Origin of the sequence: Kitasatospora sp. NPDC036755, assembly GCF_040636595.1 — a bacterium.
Taxonomy (GTDB): domain Bacteria; phylum Actinomycetota; class Actinomycetes; order Streptomycetales; family Streptomycetaceae; genus Kitasatospora.
The window spans coordinates 15,411-38,243 of sequence record NZ_JBEZUT010000037.1; the positions used below are offsets into that span (position 1 = coordinate 15,411).

Here is a 22,833-nt window from a genome sequence, read left to right on the forward strand (position 1 = left end):
GTCGTCGCACTCCCCACAGCATCAACGACCTTCGGTCATCCTCGCACCGGGGACAAGGTTTTTGCAGCGGTACGACAGTAGTTTCAGGCCGTCTCCCGGGTGGATGCGCCATCGGAAATGAACCCGTACCGAAGAGTTCACGTATTGGTAGCGCGGGCCCCCGAAATGTGCGCCTCGCGCGCCCCCCGTGCAGCCCTGTGCGCCGAATGCGATCTCATCAATAGGCCGAACGGATGCCCAATAGCCCACTTGACGCACTGTCCGGCCGACCGCCGCGGCTACGCTTCACGCCGTGAAGGCAATCCGCAGATTCACCGTCCGCACCGTCCTGCCCGAACAACTCCAGCCGTTGCACGAGCTGGCCCTCAACCTGCGCTGGTCCTGGCACCCCGAGACCAGGGACCTCTTCCGGTCCGTGGACCCGGAGGTCTGGGCGGCGACCGGCGAGGACCCGGTACGGCTGCTCGGGGAGGTACCGGCCGCCCGACTGGCGGCGCTCGCCACCGACCGGCGCTTCCAGCGCAGACTCGGCGACCTCGCCGACGACCTGCGCGAGTACCTGACCGGCCCCCGCTGGTACCAGACCCGCCAGCAGGCCGACGACGCCGACCCGCTGCCCGCGGCGATCGCCTACTTCTCCCCCGAGTACGGCATCGCCGCCGCACTGCCCCAGTACTCCGGCGGACTGGGCATCCTGGCCGGGGACCACCTCAAGGCCGCCAGCGACCTCGGCGTGCCGGTCGTCGGCGTCGGCCTGTTCTACCGGCACGGCTACTTCCGCCAGTCCCTGAGCCGGGACGGCTGGCAGCAGGAGCGCTACCCGCTGCTCGATCCGGACGAACTCGCGGTCAGCCTGCTGCGGGAGCCCGACGGCACCCCCAGCCGGATCGACCTCGCCCTGCCGGGCGGCCGCACCCTGGCCGCCCACGTCTGGAGGGCCCAGGTCGGGCGGGTCCCGCTGCTGCTGCTCGACTCCGACATCGAGGCCAACTCACCCGCCGAGCGGGACGTCACCGACCGGCTGTACGGCGGCGGCAGCGAGCACCGGCTGCTCCAGGAGATGCTGCTCGGCATCGGCGGCGTCCGGGCGGTGCGCGCCTACTGCCGGCTCACCGGGCACCCCGCCCCCGACGTCTTCCACACCAACGAGGGACACGCCGGCTTCCTCGGTGTGGAACGCATCCGCGAACTGGTCGCCGAGGACCAGGGCGGCCTCGACTTCGCCGCCGCCCTGGAGGCCGTCCGGGCCGGCACGCTCTTCACCACCCACACGCCCGTCCCGGCCGGCATCGACCGCTTCGACCGCGAGCTGGTCGCCCGCCACTTCGGCGGCGACGCCGCGCTGCCGGGCGTACCGGTCGACCAGGTGCTCGCGCTCGGCGCCGAGAGCTGGCGCGACGGGGACCCGAAGCTCTTCAACATGGCCGCCATGGGCCTGCGGCTGGCCCAGCGCGCCAACGGCGTCTCCACCCTGCACGGCGAGGTCAGCCGCTCGATGTTCAGCGGCCTGTGGCCGGGCTTCGACCCCGCCGAGGTGCCGATCACCTCGGTCACCAACGGGGTGCACGCCGCCACCTGGATCGACCCGGCGGTCGTCCGGCTCGGCGCCGCCGAGCTCGGCGCCGAGCGCGCCGAGGAGGCGATGACCACCGGCGAGACCAAGCGCTGGACGGGGCTGGAGAGGATCGGCAACACCGAGGTCTGGGAGCTGCGGCGCACCCTGCGGGCCCAGCTGGTCGAGGAGGCCCGCCGCCGGCTGCACGCCTCCTGGCGCCGGCGCGGGGCCGGCGAGGCCGAGCTCGGCTGGGTCTCCTCGGTGCTCGACCCGGACGTGCTCACCATCGGCTTCGCCCGCCGGGTGCCCTCGTACAAGCGGCTCACCCTGATGCTGCGCGACCCGGAGCGGCTGCGCGCCCTGCTGCTGCACCCCACCCGGCCGGTGCAGATCGTGGTCGCCGGCAAGGCCCACCCGGCCGACGACGGCGGCAAGCGGCTGATCCAGCAGATGGTCGCCTTCGCCGACGACCCGGCGGTGCGGCACCGGATCGTCTTCCTGCCGGACTACGACATGGCGATGGCCCAGCGGCTCTACCCGGGCTGCGACGTCTGGCTGAACAACCCGCTGCGCCCGCTGGAGGCCTGCGGCACCTCCGGGATGAAGGCCGCCCTCAACGGCTGCCTCAACCTGTCCGTCCTGGACGGCTGGTGGGACGAGTGGTTCGACGGCCGCAACGGCTGGGCGATCCCCACCGCCGACGAGCGCGACGGGGTGCTCGACCCGGACAGCGGCGAGGCCGAGCGGCGCGACGACATCGAGGCCGCCGCGCTCTACGACCTGATCGAGCACCAGGTCGCCGCCCGGTTCTACGACCGGGACGCGGACGGGCTGCCGCAGCAGTGGATCGCCATGGTCCGGCACACCCTGGTCACCCTCGGGCCCAAGGTGCTGGCCGGGCGGATGGTCCGGGAGTATGTCGAACGGCTGTACGCCCCGGCGGCGCAGGCCCAGCGGGAGCTGGTGGGCGGGTTCCCGCCCCGGGCCGAAGGACGCGCCGGTGCCGAGGGCGGGGCGCGGCCGGCGGCCGACGCCGGAGGACGCTCCGGCACCGGGTACGAGCGCCCGGAGGCGGGCGGGCGGTTCGCGGGCGCCCGCGAGCTGGCGGCCTGGAAGGCGAAGGTCCGGGAGGCGTGGCCGGCCGTCCGGGTGGAGCACGTCGAGGCGGACTGCCCGGCCGAGGCGCAGGAGCTGGGCAGCTCGCTGGCGCTGCGGGTGCAGGTCGCGCTCGGGACGCTGCAGCCGGGCGACGTCGAGGTGCAGGCGGTCTCCGGCAGGGTGGACGAGCGGGACCGGATCTCGGACGCCTGCCTGCTCGCCCTCAAGCCGGTCGGCGGGCCCGACCTGGACGGCCGCACCCGTTACGAGGGCCTGCTGGAGCTCTGCCGGACCGGCCCGTTCGGCTACACCGTCCGGGTGCTGCCCGCCCACCCGCGGCTGGCCTCGCCGGCCGAGCTGGGGCTGGTCGCACTGCCCGTCGAGTCGGCGGGGATGGACGCCGGGCTGCTGCGCTGACGCGGCCCGCGGGCGGCCGCCGGCCTGAACCGGGCGGGCGGCCGCCCGCGTACGACTGCGGGGAAGTGGGGAATGCCCGGCCGGGTGCGTGACGGCGCACCCGGACGGGCACATTCGTGGGGCCCGGGGCTCTGCCCCTAGACCAGGCTGTCCCGCCAGGCCCGGTGGAGGGCGGCGAAACGGCCGGAGCCGTCGATCAGCTCCTGTGGGGAGCCATCTTCCACGATCCGGCCCTGATCCATCACCAGGACACGGTCGGCGATCTCCACGGTGGAGAGCCGGTGGGCGATGATCACGGCCGTCCGGCCGGCCAGCACGGTGCGCATCGCCCGCTGCACGGCCTGCTCCCCGGGGACGTCCAGCGAGCTGGTCGCCTCGTCCAGGATCAGCACGGACGGGTCGGCCAGCAGGGCGCGGGCGAAGGCCACCAGCTGGCGCTGCCCGGCCGAGATCCGGCCGCCGCGCTTGCGCACGTCGGTGTCGAAGCCGTCCGGCAGGGCGGCGACGAACTCGTACGCGCCGATGTCGCGGGCGGCCTGCTCGACCTCCTCGCGGGTGGCGCCGGGGCGGCCGATCGCGATGTTCTCGGCGACGGTGCCGGAGAACAGGAAGGACTCCTGGGTCACCATCACCACCCCGCGCCGCAGCTCGGGGGTGGCCAGGTCGCGCAGGTCCACGCCGTCCAGCCGGATCCGGCCCTCGGTCGGGTCGTGGAAGCGGGCCAGCAGCTTGGCGACCGTCGACTTGCCCGCCCCGGTCGCGCCGACCACCGCGACGGTCTGCCCGGCCGGGATCCGCAGGTCGAAGACCGGCAGCACCTCCTTGCCGGTCCGGTAGGCGAAGCGGGTGCCCTCGAAGGACACCTCCCGGCCCTTGCCGGAGGCCCGCGGCAGTTCGACGGGCTCGTCCGGCTCGGCGACGGTCGGCTCGTGGGCGAGCAGGCCGGCGATCTTCTCCAGGGCGGCGGCGGCCGACTGGTAGCTGTTCAGGAACATCGCCAGCTGGTCGATCGGGTCGAAGAGCCGGCGCAGGTAGAGCGCGAAGGCGGTGAGCACGCCCAGCTCCAGCGCGTCGTCCACGACCAGGTAGGCGCCGAGCAGCACCACGCCGGTGGTCCACAGGTTGGCGGTGGCGCGGGAGAGGCCGACGTAGCGGGCGATCTCCAGCAGACCGTCCGCCGTCGCGGTCGCGGACTGCCCGTTGACCACGGCGAAGGCGGCGTCGTTGGCCTTCTCCCGGCGGAAGGCCTGCACCGGGCGGATGCCGTTCATGGTCTCGGTGAAGCGGACGATCAGCGAGGCGGCCGAGGTGCGCGAGCGCCGGTAGACCCGGCGCGAGCGGCGGCGGAAGGAGCGGGCGATCAGGGCCAGCGGCAGGAAGGCCGCCAGCGAGACCAGGCCGAGCTTCCAGTCCAGCGCCAGCAGCAGCACCGAGATGTAGCAGACCGACAGCAGGACGGTCAGCAGCTCTTGGAGGCCCTCGGAGAGCAGCTCGCGCAGCGCGTCGATGTCGCTGGTGGCGCGGGAGATGATCCGGCCCGAGGTGTAGCGCTCGTGGAAGTCCAGGCTGAGCCGCTGGGCGTGCCGGAAGATCCGCCCGCGCAGCTCCAGCAGGATGTCCTGGTTGACCCGGGCGCTGATCTTGATGAACGTCCACTGCAGCACCGGGCTGAGCAGGGCGCAGAACAGGTAGGCCGCGACCACCGCGATCAGCGGGCCGGAGTCGTGCTCGCGCAGCGCCGGGATGCCGCGGTCCATCGCCACCGCGACCAGCAGCGGGCCGGACTGGAGGGCCGCCTGCTGGACCAGGATCACCACCATCGCGACGGCGATCCGGCGCCGGTGCGGGCCGAGCAGCGAGCGCAGCAGTGCGCGGGGCGCGCCGGGCGGGACGGGGATGTCCTCCTCGTCGGCGGGCGGCGGGGGCAGTTCCTCCTCGGCCTGCGCGGGGGGTCCGGTGCGGACGGGTTCGGCGGTGGTGGTCATGCGCGCCCTCCTTGCGCCATGAGGGGGCCGTCGGGCACCGGGGCGGCCTCGCCCGACATCAGTTCTCGGTAGTGCGCGCAGTCGCGCAGCAGCTCCTGGTGGGTGCCGACGGCCTCGATCCGGCCGTCGGCGAGCACCGCGACCCGGTCGGCGAGCAGCACCGTGCTGGGGCGGTGGGCGACCACCAGGGCGGTGGTGGTGCCGAGGACCTCGCGCAGCGCCCGTTCGACCAGGGCCTCGGTGTGCACGTCCAGGGCGGAGAGCGGGTCGTCCAGCACCAGGAAGGCCGGGTCGCCGACCACCGCGCGGGCCAGCGCGAGGCGCTGGCGCTGGCCGCCGGACAGGCTCAGGCCCTGCTCGCCGACCTCGGTGTCCGGGCCCTGCGGGAGCTTGTCGACGAAGCCGGCCTGGGCGGTGGCGAGGGCGGTGCGCAGCTGTTCCTCGCCGGCGCCGGGGGCGCCCATCAGGACGTTCTCCCGGACGGTGGCGGAGAACAGGGTGGGCTCCTCGAAGGCGACCGCGACGAGTTCGCGCAGCCGCGGCCGGGGCAGGTCGCGGATGTCCCGGCCGTCCAGGGTGATGGTGCCGGCGGTGGCCTCGTACAGCCGGGGGAGCAGGGCGGTGAGCGTGGTCTTGCCGCTGCCGGTGGCGCCGACCAGGGCCATGGTCTCGCCGCTGCGGATGTGCAGGTCGACGCCGGCCAGCAGGTCGGGGCTGTCGTCGGGGGCGTCGGGGTAGCGGAAGCGGACGCCGGTGAAGCGGATGCCGTCCGGGGCGGGGGTGCCGAACGCGGTGGTGCCAGGGGCGGCGGTGCCCGGGGCGGTGCCCGGGGTGGTGTCCGTCTCGGGGGTGTCCGGCTCGTCCAGCACCTCGAAGAAGCGGTCGGTGGCGGTGGCCGCCTCGTTGGCGTAGGCGAGCAGCCAGCCGAGCGACTCGACCGGCCAGCGCAGCGCCAGCGCGGTGGAGAGGAAGGCGACCAGGGCGCCGGCGCTCAGCTCGTCGTGGGCCACCAGGTAGGAGCCGACGGCGAGGGCGCAGGCCAGCGCGATCTCCGGCAGGCCGACGACGACCGCCCACAGGTTGGCGAGCAGGTGCGCCTTGCGCAGCTCGGTGCGGCGCAGCTCCTGGGTCCGGGCGCGGAAGCGGTCGGCCATGGACCGGTGCCGGCCGAAGGCCTTGAGGACGCGGATGCCGAGGACGGACTCCTCGACCAGGGTGGCGATGTCCCCGTTCTGGTCCTGGGCGAGCCGGGCGGTGCCGGAGAAGCCGGACTCGAACCGCCGGGTGAGCACGAACAGCGGGACGACCGGCACCAGGGCGATCAGCGCGAGCCGCCAGTCCTGGGTGAACATCACCACGGTGCCGGCCAGGAACATCACCGAGTTGACGATCAGGAAGACCAGCGGGAAGGCCAGGAAGAGCCGCATGGTGTACATGTCGGCGGTGGCCCGGGAGAGCAGCTGCCCGGAGCCCCAGCGGTCGTGGAAGGAGATCGGCAGCCGCTGGAGCTTGGCGAAGAGGTCCCCGCGCATCGCCGTCTCCAGCCCGGCCAGCGGGCGGGCCAGCACCACCCGGCGGGTGTAGAACAGCGCGGCCTCGACCAGGCCGAGGAGCAGCAGCAGGCCGACCAGCGGCCAGAGGCCGGCCAGGTCGTGCTCGGCGAGCGGGCCGTCCACGATCAGGCCGAGGACCACCGGGACGGCGAGGGTGCTCAGCATGCCGAGGGTGGCGGCCGTCACCGAGACGGCCAGCCGGCCGCGGACGGCGCGGGCGTACGGCCACAGGCGCAGCAGGGAGCGGAGCGCGGAGCGCCGCGGCCCGGGACCGGCCGGACCGGGGGTGTCGGCGGCGTCGGTCGCGGTGTCTGCGGTGTCGGCGGCGGAGGTCCGGGTGCTGTCCCGGGGAGGGTTCTCGGGGTCGTGTCTGTTCTCGGCCATCGCGGTGAGGGTAGGCAGAGAGGCCGTCACTTCTCATCCGGTTTTTCACCCCTGTCAGCGGCGCGCGGCGAGAACCGGCCACCCGAACGGGCGGGGCGGGCGTGAAATACGGGGCGCGCACGACCGTTCGTGCGGGGATGAGTGCGCCGTGCGCCTCTTGCGAGCGCCTGCCGATCGGCCGATGACATGTCCTGACGGATGCCCATTGATGCGTGAGTGACAGGAGTGCACAGATGACGGTCGAAACCGAGCCCACCCCCGGTTCCGGCTCCGCAACCGTGCAGGTACGGGCTCAGCTCAGCCTCAGCACCACCGCGGCGCGGAACCTGGCGACGACGACCAAGTCGAAGCCGCAGATGCAGGAGATCACCTCCCGCTGGCTGCTGAAGATGCTGCCCTGGGTGCAGGTCAGCGCGGGCACCTACCGGGTCAACCGGCGGCTGAGTTTCGCCCCGGGGCAGGGCCGGGTGAGCTTCGCGAAGACCGGCTCCACGGTCACGGTGATCGCCCCCTCGCTGGCCGAGGTGCCGGCGCTGCGCGGTTTCGAGGACGAGGAGGTGCTGGCCGAGATGGCCCGCCGGTTCGTCCAGCGGGACTTCACCGCGGGCGACGTGCTGGTGCAGGAGGGGACCCCGATCGAGGAGGTCTTCCTGATCGCGCACGGCAAGGTGGACCGGATCGGCACCGGGAAGTACGGCGAGCAGACCGTGCTCGGCGCCCTCGCGGACGGCGACCACCTCGGCGACGAGGCCATCACCGAGGGCGGCGGCACCTGGCCGTACACCGTGAAGGCGAGCACCTCAGGCGTCGCGATGGCGCTGTCCTGGCCGGTGCTCCAGGAGCTGATCGGGCGGTCCGAGTCGCTGCGCGAGCAGCTGCTGGGCTTCGCGGCCGACGTCGCGCAGGCGCAGAACGAGCACGGCGAGGCGGAGATCGACCTCTCGGCGGGCCACCAGGGCGAGTACGAGCTGCCCGGCGCGTTCGTGGACTACGAGCTCCGGCCGCGCGAGTACGAGCTGAGCGTCGCGCAGACCGTCCTCAAGGTGCACACCCGGGTCGCCGACCTCTACAACAAGCCGATGAACCAGACCGAGGAGCAGCTGCGGCTGACCATCGAGGCGCTGCGGGAGCGGCAGGAGCACGAGATCATCAACAACCCGGAGTTCGGCCTGCTCAGCAACGCCGACTTCGACCAGCGGATCCAGACCCGGACGGGGGCGCCCACCCCGGACGACCTGGACGAGCTGCTGAGCATGCGCCGTGACACCGACTACCTGTTCGCCCACCCGAGGGCGATCGCCGCCTTCGAGCGGGAGTGCTCCCGGGTCGGCGTCTACCCGTCCACCGTCGACGTCCTCGGCAAGCAGCGGCCGACCTGGCGCGGGGTGCCGATCTTCCCGTGCAACAAGATCCAGGTGTCCGAGCAGCAGACCACCTCGTACATCGCGATGCGCGTCGGCGAGGACAACCAGGGTGTGGTCGGCCTCACCCAGATCGGCATCCCGGACGAGGTGGAGCCCGGTCTCAACGTCCGGTTCATGGGCATCGACGAGAAGGCGATCGCGTCCCACCTGGTCAGTACCTACTACTCGGCGGCGGTGCTGGTGCCGGACGCGATCGGCGTGCTGGAGAACGTCGAGCTGGGGCGCGCCGGGAGCTGAACCGGGAGGTCACGGGGCGGCGGGTGAGCGGAGCAGCCGCAGGGAGCGCCCGCCCAGGACGACGGCGCCGGCCGGACACGGTTCCGTCGGGCCCGGGGCGGCGGTGTCGACCACGGTCTCGTACCGGGCCGCCGTCGCCGCCCCGGGCCCGCCGGGCAGCGTGAACACCACCGGCTCGGGGCCCCCGTTGAGCAGCAGCAGGAAGCTGTCGTCGCCGATCGGCCGCCCGTCCCCGTCGGGTTCGGGCAGCGCGGTGCCGGAGAGCAGCATGCCGAGGCAGGCCGTGGGCGCGAACCAGTCGGCCTCGGTCATCTCCTCGCCGCGCGGCGTGAACCAGGCGAGGTCGGGCCGCCCGCCGGGGGTGGTGGCCCGGCCGGAGAAGAACGCCCGCCGGTGCAGCACCGGGTGCGCCCGGCGCAGCCGGACCAGCCGGGCGGTGAGGGCGCACAGCTCCCGCCAGCCGGGCTGTTCCAGCAACGACCAGTCGAGCCAGCCGACTTCGTTGTCCTGGCAGTAGGCGTTGTTGTTGCCGCCCTGGGTGCGGCCCAGTTCGTCCCCGGCGGTGAGCATCGGGACGCCGGCGGAGAGCAGCAGGGTGGCGGTCAGGTTGCGCAGCTGGCGCAGCCGCAGCGAGTTGACGGCCGGGTCGGTGGTCTCGCCCTCGGCGCCGTGGTTCCAGGAGCGGTTGTCGTCGGTGCCGTCCCGGTTGTCCTCGCCGTTGGCCTCGTTGTGCTTGCGGTCGTAGGAGACGAGGTCGCGCAGGGTGAAACCGTCGTGCGCCGTCACGTAGTTGACCGAGGCGTACGGGCGGCGGCCGGCCCGCTGGTAGAGGTCGGAGGAGCCGGAGAGGCGGTAGCCGAGCTCGCGCACGTCGGGGCGGGCGCCGCGCCAGAAGTCCCGCACGGTGTCGCGGTACCGGTCGTTCCACTCGGCCCACAGCGGGGGGAAGCCGCCGACCTGGTAGCCGCCGGGGCCGACGTCCCAGGGCTCGGCGATCAGCTTCACCCGGCCGAGCACCGGGTCCTGGGCGACGGCGGTGAGGAAGGGGTGCTCCATGTCGACGGCGTCGGAGTTCCTGACCAGTGCGGCCGCGAGGTCGAAGCGGAAGCCGTCCACGCCCATCTCCGTCACCCAGTAGCGCAGCGCGTCGGTGACCAGCCGGACCACCTGGGGGCGGCGGGTGTCCAGGGTGTTGCCGCAGCCGGTGTAGTCGGCGTAGCCGCGCGGGCGGTTCGGCGGGAGGCGGTAGTAGGCGGCGTTGTCGATGCCGCGCAGCGACAGCGCGGGGCCGAGGGCGCCGCCCTCGGCGGTGTGGTTGAACACCACGTCCAGGATCACCTCGATCCCGGCGGCGTGCAGGGCGCGGACCATCCGCTTGAACTCGCCGACCTGGCCGCCGCGGGAGCCGGAGGAGGAGTAGCCGGCGTGCGGGGCGAAGTAGCCGATCGTGTTGTAGCCCCAGTAGTTGACCAGTCCGCGGGCCTGGAGGTGGTCCTCGCTGGCGTACTGGTGCACCGGCAGCAGCTCGACGGCCGTCACCCCGAGGCGGGTGAGGTGGGCGAGGGCGGCGGGGTGGGCGAGGCCCGCGTAGGTGCCGCGCAGGTGCGGGGGGACGTCGGGGTGGCGCATGGTGAAGCCGCGCACGTGGAGCTCGTAGAGGACCGTCTCGGGCCACGGGGTCCGCGGGCGGTGGTCGTCGGACCAGTCGTCCTCGTCGTGGACGACCACGGACCTGGGCACGTACGGCGCGGAGTCCCGGTTGTCCCGGACGGTGTCGGCGACGTCCGCCTCCGGCCAGTTGCGGACGGCGGAGCAGGCGGCGTCGTGGGAGGTGTAACAGCCGTCGACGGCGCGGGCGTACGGGTCGAGCAGCAGCTTGGCGGGGTTCCAGCGGGCGCCGGTCCACGGGTCCCAGCGGCCGTGCACGCGGAAGCCGTAGCGGGTGCCCGGGGGGACGCCGGGGAGGAAGCCGTGCCAGACCTGGACGTCCTGTTCGGTCAGGTGGTGGCGGGACTCGTGGCCGTCCTCGTCGAAGAGGCAGAGCTCGACGGCTTCGGCGCCGGGGGTCCAGAGGGCGAAGTTGGTGCCGCGGCGGGCGGGGTCGTGGTGGGCGCCCAGGGGGTGGTGGCTGCCGGGGGTCACGTGCTGGTCCGACGCCATGGGGTGGCCCTCCTGGGTGGTGTTCCGGGTCCGTTCACCTCTTCTTTCCCGGATCGCGTCGACCAGAAGCGGTGGGGTGCGGGGGTTGGGGGGTGGGGGCGTGGGGCGCGGTGAGGGCGCGCGGGTTTCGTCCCGCGCGCCCTTCGGGGGGTGCGGTTCGGCGCGGATGGGTGGGGCCGGTCGACGGGATGGGGGGAATCCGGGGTGGTCGGCGTGTCCCCGTGTCGTCGGGGCTCGTTGTTCCGGGCGTCGGACATGAACAGTGGGAGGGCCCCGGGATGCGGCGCCGAGGACGGGTGTGGGCGCGGGGCGTGGCGGCGGTGGTCTGCTGCCTGGGGCTCCTCGCGGGGTGTGGCGGTCCTCCGGGGGCGCCGGGCGGGGACGCGGTCGCGGGCGGCGCCCGGGCGGTGGCCCAGGGGCCGTCCCGGGCGGTGCTGACGGTGCAGCCGGCCGACGGCGCGCAGGACGTGCTGCCGGAGGCGGCCGTCCGGGTGGGGGTGACGCAGGGGCGGCTGGTGTCCGTGCGGCTGGCGGACGGCAAGGGCGTCGAGGTGCCGGGCACGATCGGGGCCGACGGGAGCGGGTGGACGCCGGACGGGCCGCTGCCGCTCGGGACGGCGTTCACGCTGGACTCCGTCGCGGAGGACGACCAGGGGCAGAAGGCGGCCCAGCACTCGGCGTTCACGACCGTCACGCCGACGCACACCTTCGTGGCCTTCTTCACCCCGGAGGACGGTTCGACGGTCGGCGTCGGCATGCCGGTCTCGCTGCGCTTCAGCCGGCCGATCACCGACCGGGCGGCGGTGGAGAAGGCGGTGCAGGTCACCGCGGACCCGCCGGTGCCGGTGGCCGCGCACTGGTTCGGCAACCAGCGGCTGGACTTCCGTCCGCAGCAGTACTGGACGGCCGGCACCCGGGTCTCGGTGGCGCTGCGGCTCAAGGACGTGCAGGGCGCGCCGGGGGAGTACGGCACCCAGAGCCGGGACCTGCACTTCACCGTCGGCCGGGCGCAGGTCTCCACCGTCGACCTGGACGCCCACACGCTGACGGTGCGGGCCGGGCAGGGCGGCAAGGTGGTCCGGGTGCTCAAGGTCTCCGGTGGCAGCCGTGACCACTCCACCTACCGGGGGGTGATGGTGGTGTCGGAGAAGTACAAGGTGACCCGGATGAACTCGCAGACCGTCGGCATGGGTGACGAGTACGACATCAAGGACGTGCCGCACGCGATGCGGCTCACCGCCTCCGGCACCTTCGTGCACGGCAACTACTGGGCGGATCCCGGGGTGTTCGGCTCCGCCAACACCAGCCACGGCTGCATCGGGCTGGCCGACGCCAAGGGCGGGTCGAGCAAGGACTCCCCGGCGGGCTGGCTGTTCGAGCACAGTCTGCCCGGGGACGTGCTGGAGGTGAAGGCCTCCTCCGGGGACTTCGTGCCGCCGCAGAACGGCCTCAACGGCTGGAACGTGCCGTGGGAGCAGTGGGTGGCCGGGAGCGCGCTGCGGCAGGTGCCGTAGGCGCCGCGGCGGCGCTTGCGCCTGGTCTGTCCGTCTTTGCCACCGTCTTTACGACTGCTTCACATACCGTCAACCCCACTCCCCTCAGGTTTCACTCGGATGGCTTAGTTATCCTGCTCCGGCGCGTCCGGGATCCGGCCGGAAAGATCGGCCGGATGGTGCAACTCATGGGGGCACTCAACGCGTCAAGTGAGTGAATACCGGGAGGGGAGAAACCGTGAAGACGGGTAAGACGGCCGGCGCAGCGATACGCACCACCAACCGCTACGGGCGCAGGAGTGCGATGGCGCTGGTCATGGGTGGGGTGCTGCTGCTCACCGCGGCCTGCAACGACGACAAGGGCGGCGGTTCGGGCGGTTCGGGCGGTTCGGCGGGCGGCGGCAGCTCCGCCTCGGCCGCCGCGGACGGGGGCGGCGCGGCCACGCCGAAGCCCTCGGCGGCGGTGCTCGCCGTGGAGCCGGCCGACGGCGCCCAGGACGTCGCGCCGAACGGGCTCCAGGTGTCCGTCTCCAACGGCAAGCTGACCACGGTCGAGGTGACCGACAAGGACGGCAAGCCGGTCGAGGGGGCGATCACCCCGGACGGTGCCGGCTGGAAGCCCGCCGGGACGCTGGCCGTCGGCATGGCGTACAAGGTGAGCGCGCAGGCCAAGGACTCCGAGGGCCTGGTGGCCGCGTCCACCACCTCGTTCACCACGCTGACGCCGGACAAGAAGGTCTCCACCAACGACAACATCAGCGACGGCGCCACCTATGGCGTCGGCATGATCGTCTCGGTGAACTTCAACAAGGACGTCAAGAACAAGGAAGCCGTCGTCAAGGGCATCAGCATCGAGTCCAGCAACGGCACCGTGGTCAAGGGCCACTGGTTCGGCGACCGCCGGGTGGACTTCCGTCCGGAGCAGTACTGGGCGCCGGGCACCAAGGTGACCGTCAAGTACCGGCTGAAGAACGTCGAGGTCGCCCCCGGCATCTACGGCGACGTGGACAAGGACGAGCCGTTCACCATCGGCCGGTCGATGGTCTCCACCGCGGACGCCAAGTCGCACCAGATGACCGTCGAGCGGGACGGCCAGAGCACCACCGTGCCGGTCACCCTGGGCGCCGACGCCACGCCGTCCTGGGGCGGGACGATGGTGGTCATGTCCAAGGAGAAGGTCACCCGGATGAACTCGCAGACCGTCGGTCTCGGCGGCGAGTACGACATCAAGGACGTGCCGCACGCGATGCGGCTGACCACCTCCGGCACCTTCGTGCACGGCAACTACTGGGCCAGCCCGTTCGGCAAGACCAACGCGAGCCACGGCTGCGTGTCGATGCAGGACGTGAAGGGCGGCAGCGACTCCTCGGTCGCGGGCAAGTTCTTCAACGACTCGATGGTCGGCGACCCGATCAAGGTCGTGAACACGAAGGAGAAGACCGTCGCGCCCTCCAACGGGCTGGGCGGCTGGAACGTCGACTGGGCCAACTGGTAGGCCCTACCCGCGCGGTGGGCCCGGCAGTCCGGGCCCGCCGCGCGTTCTCCGCAGTCCGGCCCGGTCCTCACCCGTTGGGGTCGGGCCACTGCGGTTTCCGGGGCGGCGAGCCCCACGCATGGCGCAACCTTTCCGGTGGCCGGGCGCGTCGAGCGGTCGGGTCCGTCGGATCCACGGGGACTACGGGGCTTGAGGGAGGGATCGGCGTGAGGTCGATACGCGGAGTGGTGGCGGTCGGTCTGGTCGGCGGGGCGATGGCGCTGACGGCCGCCTGCGGCGGGGGGAGCGGGGGCGGCGGGGGGAGTGCCGCGAAGGCCGATCTGGGGGCCGGTGCGGCGAGCGCCAAGCCCGCGGCGGTGCCCTCGGCGGCGCCCTCGACGGTGCCCGGCAGCACGGTGCCGAAGGTCTCCAAGGCCGCCGTGAACATCGAGCCCAAGGCCGGTTCGGTGGACGTCGCGCCGAACGCGCTGAAGATCGGTGCGACCGGGGGCAGGCTCACCACCGTCAAGGTGAACGACAGGACGGGCAAGGAGGTCCCCGGCACCATCTCCGCCGACGGCTCCTCCTGGGCCCCGGCGGCCGGGCTGGAGGTCGGCACCGCCTACCGGGTCAGCGCGATGGCCGCGGACGCCGACGGCGCGGTCGCCACGGCGGACAGCGACTTCTCCACGCTGACCCCGACGGCGCTCGCCAAGGCCTCGGACAACGTGGACGACGGCGCGACGTACGGCGTCGGCATGATCGTCTCGGTGGCCTTCGGCAAGGACGTGAAGAACAAGGACGAGGTCGCCCGGGGGATCACCTTCGAGACCACCAACGGCACCGTGGTCAGGGGGCATTGGTTCGGCGACCGCCGGCTGGACTTCCGTCCGGAGCAGTACTGGGCGCCGGACACCAAGGTGGTCGTGCACTACCGGCTCAAGAGCGTCGAGATCGCCCCCGGGGTGTACGGCACGGACCGGGACGAGCCCTTCACGATCGGGCGGTCCCAGGTTTCGACGGTTGACGCCGCCGCACACAAGATGACGGTCGTATCTGCTGGTCAGACGAACGAGATCGACATCAGCGCCGGCGCACCCGAACACCCCACCTGGAACGGGACGATGGTGGTCATGTCCAAGGAGGGCGTGGTGCGGATGCAGTCCAGCACCCTGCCCGGGATGACCGGCGCGCCGTACGACCTCCAGGTCCCGCACTCGATGCGGCTCACCGACTCCGGCACGTACGTGCACGGCAACTACTGGAGCAAGAGCAGCACCTTCGGCGAGGACAACGTCAGCCACGGCTGCGTGGGCCTCAAGGACGTCGAGGGCGGCGGCTCCAACACCTCGATGGGCAAGTTCTACGACGGTTCGCTGGTCGGCGACGTGATGGTCGTGAAGAACTCCACGAGGAAGGAGACGCTCGACCCGTCGAACGGGCTGAGCGGTTGGAACGTGCCGTGGGGCAGCTGGTAACCGGCTGCTGAGCCGGGGAAGGGGTCAACCGGGGCTTGACGGAAGTCGGCCCGGGAGGCCCCTTCTTGCATCCGGCATATGCCGACGCGAAGAGATCGTTTGCTCATTGTCCGTACGCGGCTGCTTGCGTTCCGCAATGATGGTCCGCATGGCGGGTTGGGGCGAAGCAGATCAGTCATTGGTTCCCGGGGCCGGAGTGGTGGCCGAGGCGTCGTGGATCGACGTCCGGGGCGGTGGGCTCACGGCACTGGAGCGGCTCACCTCCGAGGAGCTGGAAGAGCTGTACTCCGGCAGACTCCGCGACCCGTCGGCACCCAACGAGGTACGGCTCCCGTCCCGGTCCGAGTCGGGCCCGGTGTCCCGCAGGCTGGTGCTCTCCGTCCTGGAGTCCTGGGGCCTCCACCAGTACCTGGAGGCCGGGGAACTGCTCACCAGCGAGCTGGTGAGCAACGCCGTGCGGCACGCGGCCGGGCGCACCATCGGCCTGCACGTCAGCCGCAAGCCCGGGTGGCTCCGGATCGAGGTCCGGGACTCCTCGCGGGCGCTGCCGTGCATGATCCTCGCGGAGGCGACGCCGGTGAACGAGCGCGGGCGGGGGCTGCGGATCGTCGACGACCTGGCCGACCGCTGGGGCGCGGACCTGCTGCCGCGGGGCAAGGGCGTCTGGTTCGAGCTGAAGGTGCGCGAGCGGCCCTGAGGGGTCTGTGGCCCTCCCCGGTCATCGCGAGGGCCCGGAAAACACGCGGGGCCCCCGGATTCGCCGTGGTCCGGCGGATGGGGGCCCCTGCAAGTCATCGCGCCGGCCAAGGGGGTGCGTGCCGCGCGATGGGCGTCGGCAGTGCCAGGTCGGGCCCGCCGAAGTCATCGGCCCAGGTCGGCGCGCTGTCTCGCCCGCCGTTGGGCTGCTCTGACTATCGCACGAATCTCAGCATGCGGGCAAACCGGGTGTCTTTGATTGCAAGGTTTGTTATCTAGTTCACCTTTGGATTTTGCATAGGTTAACGCTGCCGCCTGTGAATATTCACAATCGCGGCGATGTGACCATGGCTTCACGGGCTCGGGCGGCATGGGCGCGCACGGTGGCGGGGGAGAGCCGGGAGCGGGGCGGCGGGGGTGCCGGGGGCGTCGGGGGCGTCGGGGTGCCGCTGCGGCAGGCGCGGCAGAGGCCGCCGAGGAGGGCGTGCGGGCGGCAGGGGGCGCGGCAGGCCGTGCATTCGAGGACCCGGGCCGGGTGGTCCGGCTGCGGCGGGCGTTCCGGGGGCATCTTGTCGAGCAGGCGGTGACGCGTGAGGGCGGCCGGGCTGTGGACGTCCGGCGGGAGGCCCGCCGTGAGGGCGGCCGCGAAGAGGGCCGGGGTGGCGCCCCGGGCCAGCCACTCGGCGGCCAGCGGTTCGAGGGCGGTGCAGTCGGTGGCCGAGAGCGCGAGGCGGGGGTCGGCGTGGCCCAGGCCGGCGAGGGCGGCGTAGGCGGCCGAGGGGAGGGGCGTCCGGTTGCGCGTTCGCTCGTCGGGGGGATCGGGGGCGGCGGGCGTTGACGTCTCGCCGGTGGTGAGGACACGGGCCCACCAGGCATCCGAGCGGGGCGTACGGGAGAAGTAGGTGCGGAACACCCAGCGGCAGTCCTTGGCGGTGATGCGCTCCCGGACGCGACGCAGGTGACCTGCGGCGGAGAGCCGGTTGAGGGCCGTGCGGCAGGCCATCTGCCCGTAGTGGGGCTGGAGGACGGCGAGGGTCTTCACGTCCATCGCGGCGCCGTCGGGGAGGTGGTCGATGATCGAGGCGAGGTACGCCTCGCGGGCCGGGAGGTGGGAGAAGTCGGCGGCGGAGCGGGGGAGTTGCTCCGGGGCGGACTGCTTGCCGTACCCGGGGGCGGCCATGGCGGTAGGGTTGTCGGTAGCCACAGGATCGAGCTCGCATTTCGATCGTGCCGGTCAGACCCCCGTTCGGTGTTGGCGCACCGGCGGGGGTTGTTTCGTTGCTGCGCACGCTACACGGGGAAACCGGCTGCGGTGTAGTCGTGACGATAAGTCATATGTGCTGGTTGCAGGGGTGGTTGGAAGGTGGTTGCCCACCCGTTCCATTGAGGGTCACTCGGCCTGCGCGGCTTGAGCTTCGGAGGCGAACGAGACGAAGGCGGACCAGGCCTCGGGGGAGAAGGCGAGGGTCGGGCCGGCCTTGTCCTTGGAGTCCCGGACGTGGATGGCGGAGGGGTGGACGGAGACTTCGACGCACTCGCCGCCATCGGTCGTGCTGTAGCTGGACTTGGACCACTTCATAGCTCTTCCGCCATCCGTCTGATGAAGGACTTCGACTCCTCGATGCTGAGGGCCTGTGTGCGGATCATGCCATGGCGTTGTGCCAGCAGGTTCACTCGTTCAGGATCGCTGTGCAGGATGCCTGTTCCCTGCCCCTCAACGTAGGCGAGCTGTTCATGGTCGGGGGTTTCCAAGAGGATCATCGGGCCGTTGAGTGCCGCGTAGGCGGCCCGGTCGATCGGAAGCGCCTGGATGGATACGTTGCGGAATTCGCCGACGTCGAGCAGGTGATTGAGCTGTCGCCTCATGAGATCCTTGGTGCCAACCGCAGCCCTGAGTGCGGCTTCGTGGATAACAAAGCCATGAAGGACAGTTGGCCGGTTGTGTAGCCTCTCCTGCCGCTGCATCCGACCGGCGACGCGAGCGGCCACTGTCTCGTCGGCCAGTGGCGGGTAGGAGTTGCTGATCGTCTCGCGGGCGTACTCCTCTGTCTGGAGCAGGCTCGGAATCAGCAGCGCCGAGTAGGCGTGGAACGCGATCGCTTCACGTTCGGCCTCTGTGTATCCCCGTGAGTAGGACGAGAACTTCTCGGGCGCCAGATAGTCGGCCGCCCCTACGATCATCCCTTTCGCATCGCATAGTTCATCCGCAGCCTGTAGCAGCTTGAGCGACGGTCGCCGCCTCCCCGCCTCCATCGACCGCACGCTCTCGATGTCGTAGCAGGCCTCCCTGGCCAGCTGCTCACGGGTCACGCCCGCTTTCGTACGCCATCGCTTGAGCTGGTCGCCGCAGTACTTCCACGACATCGGGTTTTCCTTCGGCGTGCTCAAGGCCCTGCGCTCCTCCCTGCCCTGGTCACAGGGCGGTTCAAGCTCTCGCTGTACATATGGCGTTACTGCTGAGGCTATGCCCGCCTGCCGACGCTTGAAGGGTGAAATGGCCGAACTCAGCCCTCCCGAGTGAAGCCGTCCGTACACCCCACCAAGGACTCTGATGCTCACTCAGCCCGCCGACCTCGTCGAGTGGATGTTCCCCCGCCTCCCCCGTAGCGCCGGCCGCGCCCGGATCCGCTTCATCCGGCAGGCCTTCGAGTGGGAGGTGCCCGTGGACTCCGCCGAGACCGCCCTGATCCTCCTCAGCGAGCTCGTCACCAACGCCTGCCGGCACGCCCGGGGCCCGCGTGACCGGATGATCGGGGTGCGCGTCCTCCTCCCCACCCCCTCCCTCCTGCGGATCGAGGTCTCCGACGCCAACTCCGACCTCCCGACCCTCCGGGACGCCACGCCCGCCGACGAGTCCGGACGGGGCCTGGCCCTCGTCGCCGCCCTCGCCACCTCCTGGGGCGCCCACCTCCGGGGCGACGACTACATCGGCAAGACCGTCTGGTGCGAACTCGCCCTCCCCACCCCCGCCAACCCCCACGGCTGACCCGGCCCTACCTGTCGCGCAGGAAGTCGAGCCCGCCGACTTCCTGCGCCGATCCCGGGCCCTCGGTGCGTGGAGCCCCGGGGACCCCACCGGCACGGGGCGGCCTGTTCGCCCGGAGTCTCCTGTTCGGGCGGCGCATGGGCACGCTCGGCACGACACGGTCCCTTGAGGATCTCGATCGGCATCCCGAGCTCATCGAGCTGCCGCGGGCCGCGGACCTCGGGATCACGGAATGTGGCACCGAGCGTGTGCTGCTCGACGAGGAGGAGCTGCGGATGCGGTACGGCTCGCGCATCCCGCCGCTGGAAGAGCCCGAAGAGCGGGGGCCACGTGAGATCCGCCGCCCCTGGACAGGGCAGCGCGGGCGCAGGTGGCGAGGCGGAGCGGTGAGGGCGCTCCGGGCCCGCTGGGTCAGGAGAGCGAGAAGCCCATCGTGTTCACCACCGGGGTCATCGGCACGTACAGCACCTGGGAGTAGCAGGTGGTCGGGTGCGCCGTCGACCCGGCCGGGCAGGCGACCTCGGACCTCGCCGCCACGATCACGCCGCGGGCCTCCATGTCGCCGTTCGGGCCGGACGGGTTCGCGACCGCCGGGCCGCCGCTGTCGCCCTTCGCCGCGATCGCCCGGCGGTCCCCGCCCTTCGACTCCGCGACGTCCACCGGCTTGATCCTCGTGCCCTCGTCGTTCTTCGTCTCCACGTCGACCCGCTTGATCCGCACGTCGCACTTCCACCCCGACTGGGCGCCGCTCAGGCAGACCAGGTCCCCGACGTTGTTCCGTCCGGCGCCGTACGTGTGCCGGGACGAGCCGCCCCCGTCCGACCACGCGCCGTCGTAGAACCGGCCGCCGCCGCTCCCGTTGACGGCGATCATGCCGACGTCCAGGCCGTCCCCGACCGAGGACAGGTCGCCGATGTAGCTCCCGGTGCCGTTGTAGTACCGGCCGCCGCCGCAGTGCGCGGCGGTCAGCACCACCTTCGTCCCGCCCTTCCAGCCGCTGAACGCCGTCGAGCAGAACGACGCCTTCCCGGTGCTCACCTCGGCGCCCGCGTAGTACGGCGCGCTGTCGGAGTGCCGGCTGCCGGACAGCGCGACCGGCGTTCCCTCCACGCTGGCCGTCACCGGCATCCCGGCGATCTCGGCGGCCTGCGAGGAGTAGGCCTGCACGGTCGCCTCACCGCCGGTCAGCCGCTTGGCCTTCGCCGGCTCGTAGGTGATCGCGATGGCGGCGCCGTCCTCCTGCGGGCCGATCGACGTCCACGCGTCGCGCTCCACGGCGGCGGTGAACCGGTCGATCGCGGCGCGCATCTCCGCCCGCGAGTACGGGCTCCGGTGGACGTCCACGCTGTAGCCGGGGCCGGCGCTCGCACCGTTCGCGGCGGCCGCGGCGTTCGCGTCGAGCAGGGCGCGGACCCGGGCCGGGGCCTCGCCCTTCCAGTAGACGTCGGCGTGCTGGTTCGCCGCGTCGATCACCGTCCCGGCGTAGCCCGCCGCCGCCGGATCCCCGGACTCCACCCAGTCCTGCACCGGGTCCGTCATGCGGTGGAGCAGCTGCTGGGCCTCCGGATCGCGGAGCACCGGCAGGCTCACGGACAGGTACGGCTCGTCCCGCGCGACGTCGACGGCCATCAGGCCGGAGGCGATCACGACGGTCAGGGCCAGGGACAGCGCGAGGCGGGAACGGCGCACGAGCGGGTCCTTCCGGTGAGCCGACGGGGCCGACACTCAGCGTAGGGGGCACTCGACGTTCCGCTACCGGCCGAGGCGCCGGACCGGCCGCCGAGTGGTTGCACGGGTGAGCGGGCGCGCCCCCGGGAGGGGCGGAGCGGCCTCCCGGGGGCGCGTGGGGCGGGCGGTCAGGAGTGCTGCGCCCCGTTGAAGGCGTTGTAGGCGTCGTCGCCGTAGTAGGCGCTCACCGCCCACCACTTGCCCTGCCAGCTGTCACCCGTGACGAAGTCGCCGGTCTGCACGGCGGAACCGTCGTTCTGGTCGTAGTCCACGATGAACGGCCCGCCGCTGGCACCCCCGCCCAGGCCGATGCAGTTGTCGATCCGCGCGGTCGACGGCTGTTCCGGGCCGGCCACCGGCTGGCCGCCGCACCACAGGGCGTGCTCCTTCGTGGCCGGGACCACCCCGGGGATGCCGATGATGTGCGCGTAGTTGTTGATGTCCCGGTTGAAGCCGATGCCGGTGGAGCCGACGACGTCCGCGATGTGCCGGCCGTCCTTGGTGTTCAGCACGATGAAGGCGATGTCGCCCTGCGGGGCGGGCGTGGTGACCCAGACGGCCGAACGCCAGGTCCACCAGCCGTAGGGGGCGTTGCCCGCGTCGTAGTTGGGGGCGAACTGGAAGTCGTGCCCGCCCTCCACGCAGTGCCGGGCGGTGGCGATGACGTCGCGGTTGGCACTGGAGACGACGTTGGCGGTGCAGACACCACCCCCGGTGAGCAGCCGGCCGGTGGTGCCCCAGACGCTCGCCTTGGCGGCGGCCATCGGGCTGTCGGCGGCCTTCGCGTCGGCCTTGGCGCCGGCCCCGGCGCCGACGGTGGGCGCGGTCGCGTGGAGGGTCAGCGGCCGGCCGCCGAGCGAGCTCGGCTCCGGGTTCCAGGTGGTGTCGGCGGCGTTCGCCGGGTTGATCAGGACGTGGCTCAGGCCGCTGACCTTCTCGATCGGCTTGGCGGCCGCAGCCGTGTCCGTGGCCGCGGTCGTGTCCGTGCTCCGGGTGGCGGCCGGGGCCGGTGCGGCCAGGCCGAGGGCCGCCGTCGACACCACGAGTGCCGCGAGGAGACCGTGCATGCGCATGGGGGTTCTTCCTTCCGCTGGGGGACGTGCTCTCCCGTCACGGTGGAAGCGGCAGGTATACATCGAGTCAAGGACGCATCAACGACCGGAGCCGCGTGAGAAGTCGGGCCCGCCGACTTCTCACGCGGGCCGTGGGTACCATCGGGGCGTGAACCTGTACTGGCACGTCGTACTGCCACCGCTCAGCGCCTGACCGGGCGCACCCGACGGTGGCTTGACCCCCCACGACCCCGGCTCGGCCCGATGGCGGCCGCCGCGGGCCGACGGCGTGCGCCCGTTCTCGAAACCCCCTCCCTGACGGTCTTCGACGACGGAAGTTCACGACTGTGCCGAATCGCTCGTCCTCACCTGCCCGCACCCTGCCCACGAGCCCCCGCCGCGCCCGCGCCGGCGGTGGCGCGCCGCCCATCCTGATCGCCGCCGTCCTCTGGGGCACCACCGGGACGGCTAGCTCGCTGGCGCCCGCGGGCGCCCCGGCAGCCGGGATCGGGGCCGCCGGGCTGGTGCTCGGCGGACTGCTGCTGTTCCTCACCGACCGCTCCGCGCGAGTGCTGCCCCGGGCGTGCGCGCCGCGCGAACGGTGGCTGCTCGCGGCCGGGGCCGTCGCGGTGGCGGGCTACCCGCTGACCTTCTACCCGGCGGTCAGCCGCACGGGCGTCGCCGTGGCCACCGTGATCGCCCTCGGCAGCGCGCCCGTCTTCACCGGGCTGCTCGGCCTGCTCGCCCGGCAAGGACGGCCCGGCGGGCGGTGGACCGGGGCCACGGCACTCGCCGTGCTCGGCTGCACGGTCCTGGTGCTCGGCCCCGAACTCGCCGGGGACGGCACGGCGGTGGACCCGCTGGGAGTGCTGCTCGCGGCACTGTCCGGGCTCTCCTACGCCGTGTACTCGCTGATCGGCGGCCGGCTGATCGCCGCCGGACACCCCTCGGGCGGGGTGATGGGCGCGATGTTCGGCGGCGGGGCGCTGATCGTCCTGCCGGTGCTGCTCGCCGGTGAGCCACGCTGTGCGGGACGCTGGCGATCGCCGTGCTTCCGCTGCTGCAGCACCCGCTCGGGCTCGGTGAGTCGGAATTCGGGCGCTGGGTCGGGGC

The 22,833-nt window shown here is 72.4% G+C and carries 15 protein-coding genes and 1 pseudogene; 8 read left to right on the forward strand and 8 right to left on the reverse strand.

Going from position 1 to position 22,833, the window contains the following annotated elements; all coding sequences use genetic code 11:
- Positions 1-292: 292 nt before the first annotated feature.
- On the forward strand, positions 293-3,070 hold the full coding sequence (gene glgP / locus AB0E96_RS08505; protein WP_359820187.1) for an alpha-glucan family phosphorylase: 2,778 nt from the start codon (positions 293-295) through the stop codon (positions 3,068-3,070).
- Between the two features lie 137 nt (positions 3,071-3,207).
- Here the strand turns inward: glgP and AB0E96_RS08510 are convergent, their stop codons facing one another.
- Together AB0E96_RS08510 and AB0E96_RS08515 are read right to left on the reverse strand one after the other, a co-directional pair.
- Entirely contained in the window at positions 3,208-5,055 is a 1,848-nt protein-coding gene (locus AB0E96_RS08510) for an ABC transporter ATP-binding protein (protein ID WP_359820190.1), read from the reverse strand.
- The gene (locus AB0E96_RS08515) at positions 5,052-6,992 is read right to left on the reverse strand and encodes an ABC transporter ATP-binding protein (protein ID WP_359820192.1); all 1,941 of its coding nucleotides are present in this window, start codon (positions 6,990-6,992) and stop codon (positions 5,052-5,054) included. Before AB0E96_RS08515 ends, AB0E96_RS08510 begins: the two co-directional genes overlap by 4 nt.
- 233 nt (positions 6,993-7,225) lie before the next feature.
- Between AB0E96_RS08515 and AB0E96_RS08520 the strand changes: the two genes are divergently transcribed.
- Positions 7,226-8,653 (forward strand): family 2B encapsulin nanocompartment shell protein, encoded by a 1,428-nt coding sequence (locus tag AB0E96_RS08520; RefSeq protein ID WP_359820195.1) that lies wholly within the window; start codon positions 7,226-7,228, stop codon positions 8,651-8,653.
- Positions 8,654-8,662: 9 nt separating this feature from the next.
- Here AB0E96_RS08520 and glgX read toward each other — a convergent pair whose 3' ends face one another.
- Positions 8,663-10,813, reverse strand: a complete 2,151-nt coding sequence (gene glgX, locus AB0E96_RS08525) for a glycogen debranching protein GlgX (RefSeq protein WP_359820198.1) — start codon at positions 10,811-10,813, stop codon at positions 8,663-8,665.
- Positions 10,814-11,091: 278 nt separating this feature from the next.
- Here glgX and AB0E96_RS08530 point away from each other — a divergent pair, with 278 nt between their 5' ends.
- From AB0E96_RS08530 to AB0E96_RS08545, 4 genes are all read left to right on the forward strand, one after another.
- The gene (locus AB0E96_RS08530; protein WP_359820201.1) at positions 11,092-12,327 is read left to right on the forward strand and encodes an Ig-like domain-containing protein; all 1,236 of its coding nucleotides are present in this window, start codon (positions 11,092-11,094) and stop codon (positions 12,325-12,327) included.
- Between the two features lie 217 nt (positions 12,328-12,544).
- Positions 12,545-13,801 (forward strand): Ig-like domain-containing protein, encoded by a 1,257-nt coding sequence (locus AB0E96_RS08535; protein WP_359820203.1) that lies wholly within the window; start codon positions 12,545-12,547, stop codon positions 13,799-13,801.
- 206 nt (positions 13,802-14,007) lie between these two features.
- Entirely contained in the window at positions 14,008-15,258 is a 1,251-nt protein-coding gene (locus AB0E96_RS08540) for an Ig-like domain-containing protein (protein WP_359820205.1), read from the forward strand.
- A gap of 148 nt (positions 15,259-15,406) precedes the next feature.
- Positions 15,407-15,955 (forward strand): ATP-binding protein, encoded by a 549-nt coding sequence (locus AB0E96_RS08545; RefSeq protein ID WP_359820208.1) that lies wholly within the window; start codon positions 15,407-15,409, stop codon positions 15,953-15,955.
- 324 nt (positions 15,956-16,279) lie between these two features.
- Here AB0E96_RS08545 and AB0E96_RS08550 read toward each other — a convergent pair whose 3' ends face one another.
- From AB0E96_RS08550 to AB0E96_RS08560, 3 genes are all read right to left on the reverse strand, one after another.
- Complete coding sequence (locus AB0E96_RS08550) at positions 16,280-17,134, reverse strand: hypothetical protein (protein WP_359820210.1); 855 nt, start codon at positions 17,132-17,134, stop codon at positions 16,280-16,282.
- Between the two features lie 210 nt (positions 17,135-17,344).
- Positions 17,345-17,533, reverse strand: a complete 189-nt coding sequence (locus AB0E96_RS08555; RefSeq protein WP_359820213.1) for a DUF397 domain-containing protein — start codon at positions 17,531-17,533, stop codon at positions 17,345-17,347.
- Complete coding sequence (locus tag AB0E96_RS08560) at positions 17,530-18,342, reverse strand: helix-turn-helix transcriptional regulator (protein ID WP_359820216.1); 813 nt, start codon at positions 18,340-18,342, stop codon at positions 17,530-17,532. Before AB0E96_RS08560 ends, AB0E96_RS08555 begins: the two co-directional genes overlap by 4 nt.
- A 163-nt stretch (positions 18,343-18,505) precedes the next feature.
- On the opposite strand from AB0E96_RS08560, the gene AB0E96_RS08565 reads away from it, so the two are divergent.
- The gene (locus tag AB0E96_RS08565; RefSeq protein WP_359820219.1) at positions 18,506-18,940 is read left to right on the forward strand and encodes an ATP-binding protein; all 435 of its coding nucleotides are present in this window, start codon (positions 18,506-18,508) and stop codon (positions 18,938-18,940) included.
- Between the two features lie 411 nt (positions 18,941-19,351).
- Here the strand turns inward: AB0E96_RS08565 and AB0E96_RS08570 are convergent, their stop codons facing one another.
- Both AB0E96_RS08570 and AB0E96_RS08575 read right to left on the reverse strand, forming a co-directional pair.
- Entirely contained in the window at positions 19,352-20,629 is a 1,278-nt protein-coding gene (locus tag AB0E96_RS08570) for a hypothetical protein (RefSeq protein WP_359820221.1), read from the reverse strand.
- Positions 20,630-20,796: 167 nt separating this feature from the next.
- Complete coding sequence (locus AB0E96_RS08575; protein ID WP_359820223.1) at positions 20,797-21,741, reverse strand: peptidase; 945 nt, start codon at positions 21,739-21,741, stop codon at positions 20,797-20,799.
- A gap of 326 nt (positions 21,742-22,067) precedes the next feature.
- Between AB0E96_RS08575 and AB0E96_RS08580 the strand changes: the two are divergent.
- Positions 22,068-22,478 (forward strand): annotated as a pseudogene (locus tag AB0E96_RS08580) (EamA family transporter); the annotation flags it as partial.
- Between the last annotated feature and the right edge of the window lie 355 nt (positions 22,479-22,833).